Origin of the sequence: Bartonella sp. AC329YNZD (assembly GCF_042196685.1) — a bacterium.
Taxonomy (GTDB): Bacteria; Pseudomonadota; Alphaproteobacteria; order Rhizobiales; family Rhizobiaceae; genus Bartonella.
Window position 1 is genome coordinate 1 of sequence record NZ_JBHIQS010000103.1, and the last position, 779, is coordinate 779.

The window sequence follows — 779 nt, forward strand, 5'->3', positions numbered from 1 at the left end:
TGTACAATAGGATTATTTTCATAAAATAGAGAAAACAAATGTTATAAAGAATTTTGGTAAAACCGTATGCGAGGCATATCCTTATTAGTACTGTTAAAAATTTTCATATCAATTTTGCGTCTATACATTTTAGTAAGCACGCGCTCAGCGTCACGTAAATGTGCAACCATTTGCAGCTTTATAGATTCATTTTTAATCATAGTTAATGTGCCCTCCACAATTGTTTGAACATCCAAGATCTCTTTTACATTATCTGTTTTATCCAATGCATTTAACAGGGCTATGATATAGCGAGAACGATTTTCTACTGCTTGAAAAGTTTGCAAAGTTACAGCTTTATCTAGGGCTGACATATGTTGTAAACGTGCAAAAAGAGCTGGACCCATCCGATTAGGACTTCCAAAAATCCTTTCTTCATTTTCTAAAATCTGTTTATATAGCTCATTTGAACGTTCATTTTCATCGTAGATCGATTCTGGATTTTTGAGAAAAAAACTGGTATAATCCACTTTTCTATGATCGTTGATTTTATCCTTTGTTAGAGCTTTATGAATGCCTTCTGCGAATAAAATTTCTCTTCCTGTTAAATCAATTTGTTTTTTTAATAATTCAATAAGCTCCAAATATTCTTTTGATGGAGGAGATGGAGAATTCTTGTTTAATGCATTTGGATTTGGATAATGCCCCCATTGGAATGCTAGAGCTAAATTTGGCAATCCAAAAGCTATAATCATTCCTGTTATAATAAAGATCTTTCTCATCTGTCTCCTCGCTTGATT

The 779-nt window shown here is 32.6% G+C and carries 1 protein-coding gene; it reads right to left on the minus strand.

Features of this window, described 5'->3' with window-relative positions; all coding sequences use genetic code 11:
• Positions 1–41 precede the first annotated feature (41 nt).
• Positions 42–734: a type IV secretion system protein gene (locus ACFIMW_RS09430; protein WP_375608918.1), complete on the minus strand. Its 693-nt coding sequence runs from the start codon at positions 732–734 to the stop codon at positions 42–44.
• Positions 735–779: the final 45 nt, after the last annotated feature.